Genomic DNA, 3758 nt, shown 5'->3' on the forward strand with positions numbered 1-3758 from the left:
CCTGGTGAACGACGCCAGGCATAGTCGGTCAAAAGGTGGAAGTCCGCGAGCAGCCAACGCTCGAAATGCTCCAGCCTCTGCCCGCGGTCGCCGGGTAGGATTGGACGGGCAGCGGATGCAAGCCTGAGCTTCTCCAGAAGCGCGGAAACGTCCGCTAAGTTTTCGGTCGGAAAGGTCGTCGGACGCTGGGCGCGGAACTCCTGGGTGAACGACCGGAGTTCGTTCTCAGCCATGTTCAAGGGCCCAAAATAGCGCTCAAGTACCATGCGGACCAGGTCCTCGTGGGCGAAGGAGCGCACCGTAACGTAAGCGAGACCGATAGAGGCCACACCGCCGCCCAAAAGCCCAAGCACGACGCGTCTCGAAACGGTGATCATGCCGGATCGATCCTCACGCGATGTGGCTCGCCGCCCTGAGAGAGAGGGCGGCAGCAGTCAGGCTGGGATTGGCGCACGAACAGCTCGGATAGGTGCTGGTACCTACGATGACGAAATTCCTCAGTTTATGGTGGATCATGTCCCGGTCGACGACAGAATCCGTGGCATCCCTCCCCATTCGCAGGGTCCCTTGAACATGCGATTCGGTTTTTGATAGGCCTCGGTCGAATATCTCCTGCACCGGCAGTGGCCGAAGCAGCTCACCGAGCCGCTGCTTGGCCTGCGCCATGCCCTCCACGGCATAATCGGAAGGCCCCGCGTAAACGACGTGGGCGTCCTCGTTCTCGTCGAGCGTGACATGGTTCTCCGGCTTGACGAGGTCTTCAGTCACGACTCTCAGCGGCAGGGTCTGCCGGAGCCGCCCTGGTTCGGGACGCATCCCATACGACCACTGGTTCTCGAAATAGACAAGTGCGGCGGCGTATTCCGACCGGTGTGGTCCGTCGTACAGGCCAAAATTCAGCCCGGTTGTGATCGTCGAGCCGTCGAAATTATCCATCCCATCGAGATAGGCCTCGAAATTCCAACCAAAGCCTTCGTGCAATCCACGTCCTACCCACTCGCCGTCGAGATCCGATCGCAGCATTATCGCCGGGCTCTGAATGGCATTCGCCCCCAGGACGAACAAATCCGCCGTGACCTGGAACTCCTTGTCCTCATTTACGAATGTAGCCGACTGGACAGATCCTCCGGTGTACTCCAGCCGGCGCACCTCCGAATTGAGGCACACCGCAACATCGGGATGTTCGAAGAGATACATGAAGCCGTTATTGGCGGTGAATTTCGCGTCGACTGGACACAGCCAGCACCGGAAGGATGCACAGCAGGCGGAGCGCTGTTCCGTCGCGATGCGTGCGCGCGCAGTCGGCATAACGAAATGCTGGCCGGGCTGCGCCGCTTTCATCATCCGGTCCGGCGCCGACATGCGATGAGGCGGCTGCGGGAAAGGCCTGGAACGCGGCATGACCGCCGCCATATCAGGATCCCCGGAAATCGACATGATCGCCTCGGCCGTGCAGTAAAAAGGCTCGAGATCGTCATAGCTGAGCGGCCAATCGAGACCGATGCCGTAGAGACTTTTCAGCCTGAAATCTTTCGGATGAAAGCGTGGCGTCTGCGCATACCAGCAGTTTGTTCCGCCCCCCAGGCCGATGGTGTAGACCCACGGCTTGCTGGAGTTGCTGGAATAGGTGCTGTCGTGCTGGACGTTGCTGTTTGAGCCGTGCTCAAGTTGCCAATCATGCGTGTTGTGGCGTCCCCATTCGAGGACGAGAACGCGCGCTTTTCTTCTCCTGGAGAACTCGTGCAAGAAGAAGACTGAACCGAAGCCGGAGCCAATCACGACAAGATCGTAGTGCTCGCCGGCGACCTGTTGGGCTCGGATGTCAAGTACCATTTATGGCCTCTTTGGCCGCTGACCCCTTCGGCTGACGCCGATGACGGTGCGATCGGGCTACCTGTAGGTCAGCGAGAAAATTTCAATGTTGCATCGCTCTGATACGCACTGCAAAATGAGTTTGCCACTAGCTAGCACGTTGGGTAGTTTGCCAAGACTTCTTGCCGCGACCTCTCCAGTCTTTCAAAAGTCGTGCCGATTGCGAGAAATGAGACTTTGAATTTTCTTTCCTCGTAATTTCAATAGCTTACGCGAAAAGCTTTGTTCTGCTAGGTGGGTTGATGTAGTCATAAACGCGACAAATCGGCAGAGTTTCTGAAACTACCGAGGCAGAAGTGTCCGGCTCCATTTGGGAGGCAAGCCAGTGGAAGGGGCTGCCCTAGCAATCATCCAGATCATCGCGCCTTGCATTCAGACGATGGGCCGTGATGCTCGGTGTTCGGCACGAAAAATCGAAAGGCCGCGCTTTGCGCCGACGCGGTCTGAAAAATAAATTTCCGTTCCCGGGCCCACCGGCGAAGGCCGTCGAAGCTGCTGTTAAGCTAGCGAGGACGGCACAACACAAACTATTCACCTGGAAGTCCCGGGGTGAGGTTGGGCACGCTTGCGATAAACGGCAATCGACACTATTGGGGAGCAGCGCGTCTGCCGTAAGCCGCTGCAGACTGCCGGAGCGGCTCGGCTACCGCTCGGGTTACTATGGCCGCACGCTTGTCATGTCACCCATGTCGGCAAGATCGGACTGCGGGTTCAGCAGGACCGGTAGGGGCGCTTCTCCACCGAGTTGTTCGAGCGCTACCAGCGCTCGGAGCGCGCTTTGGTGGCGACGCTGGCGGAGATGTATGTGCAAGGGGTGCCGACTCGCAAGGTCAAGATGATCACCGAAGAGCTGTGCGGCCATGCCTTCTCGGCCTCGTCGATCTCTGCCATCAACAAACGCCTGGACGAGAGCCTGAAGGCGCCATGGCGCCCGGAAAGAAGCAAGGTCCTGCGAAAGACGTCAGGACGCCGGAGACACGGAAAAGCTCGATAGTGGCGGACGGACGTCCTTCGCGGGAGGGTGGATGAGGCGAGGTCGTTGTGTCGCGCCGGTACCGGGCGCACCTGGTCAGGACGATGTGTAGATTGTGCCGCCTCATTCCCGTGACCACAAGGGCTGGGCGATGATGGTCGCCAAGCGGCGCGGGATGCGCAAAGCAATTGTCGCACTCGCACGTCGCCTGGGAGTCGTCATGCATCTGTCACGACCATTTCGTTACGCGAGTCATCAGCGTCTGGGCAGCCTCATAGAGCAACGTCCGCATCATGCCGTCGCCGCACAGGGATATGCAGCCAACGCGCTTGCTTTCCCCGGACTCGTTGAGCTTCGGCGTTAGTCCCAGGATAGGCGCCACCGCCTTGGAGCTTCTGAACCGCTGCGGAATGTCGATTGTCGCGACATAGGCGAGCGCCACCACGGGGCCGACACCGAGAACCGTCATCACGCGCCGGCAGGTCGCGTCATTCCTGGTGATCGTGAGCACTTTTTTGTGCACGTGAACAAATTCGGCACGCAGCTTCCACCGGGCGGCCAGCAGCGGCTCCATGATCTCTTCGAGATCGGGCATGCCTTCGAGGAGCTCGCAAATTGCGCTCGTGCGCGCGCTGAGCGAGGCTCGCAGCGTGCGAGTCGACGGCTATGCTGCCTATACGTCGTTGGCGGGAGGGACCAAATCGTCGGGAAAGATCCGCCTGGCGTATTTTCTGGTTCATGACGCGATCTATGCGATCGAGGAGACAATCCGCGGCTTGAGTGCGGACCTGCGTCGGTCGGTGCGACAATCGCTGAGCGCATCGGCGAAGCCGCTGATGGAGTCCTTAGCTCGTGGAGTTGATCGTTCGTCGTGGCGCCGCTGACCATGCGTTCGAAAGCGTCGGTTAGATAG

At 59.4% G+C, this 3758-nt stretch carries 4 protein-coding genes and 1 pseudogene; 2 read left to right on the forward strand and 3 right to left on the reverse strand.

What is annotated here, in order from left to right:
• Positions 1-377 (reverse strand): hypothetical protein (locus EOA24_RS30500; RefSeq protein WP_127410411.1); only part of this gene is annotated, 377 nt, incomplete at its 3' end.
• Positions 378-390: 13 nt separating this feature from the next.
• Positions 391-1833 carry a GMC family oxidoreductase gene (locus EOA24_RS30505; RefSeq protein ID WP_127410412.1) on the reverse strand — a complete coding sequence of 481 codons (1443 nt, stop codon included), beginning with the start codon at positions 1831-1833 and terminating at the stop codon, positions 391-393.
• A gap of 662 nt (positions 1834-2495) precedes the next feature.
• Here EOA24_RS30505 and EOA24_RS30510 point away from each other — a divergent pair.
• Positions 2496-2794: pseudogene (locus EOA24_RS30510) on the forward strand (transposase); the annotation flags it as partial.
• Positions 2795-3074: 280 nt separating this feature from the next.
• Here the strand turns inward: EOA24_RS30510 and EOA24_RS30515 are convergent.
• Entirely contained in the window at positions 3075-3440 is a 366-nt protein-coding gene (locus EOA24_RS30515; RefSeq protein ID WP_245501890.1) for an IS110 family transposase, read from the reverse strand.
• Here EOA24_RS30515 and EOA24_RS30520 point away from each other — a divergent pair.
• On the forward strand, positions 3439-3729 hold the full coding sequence (locus EOA24_RS30520) for a hypothetical protein (protein WP_127410413.1): 291 nt from the start codon (positions 3439-3441) through the stop codon (positions 3727-3729). The genes EOA24_RS30515 and EOA24_RS30520 overlap by 2 nt on opposite strands.
• Positions 3730-3758: the final 29 nt, after the last annotated feature.

The sequence above is a fragment of the Mesorhizobium sp. M2A.F.Ca.ET.039.01.1.1 genome, assembly GCF_003998035.1.
Lineage (GTDB): Bacteria > Pseudomonadota > Alphaproteobacteria > Rhizobiales > Rhizobiaceae > Mesorhizobium.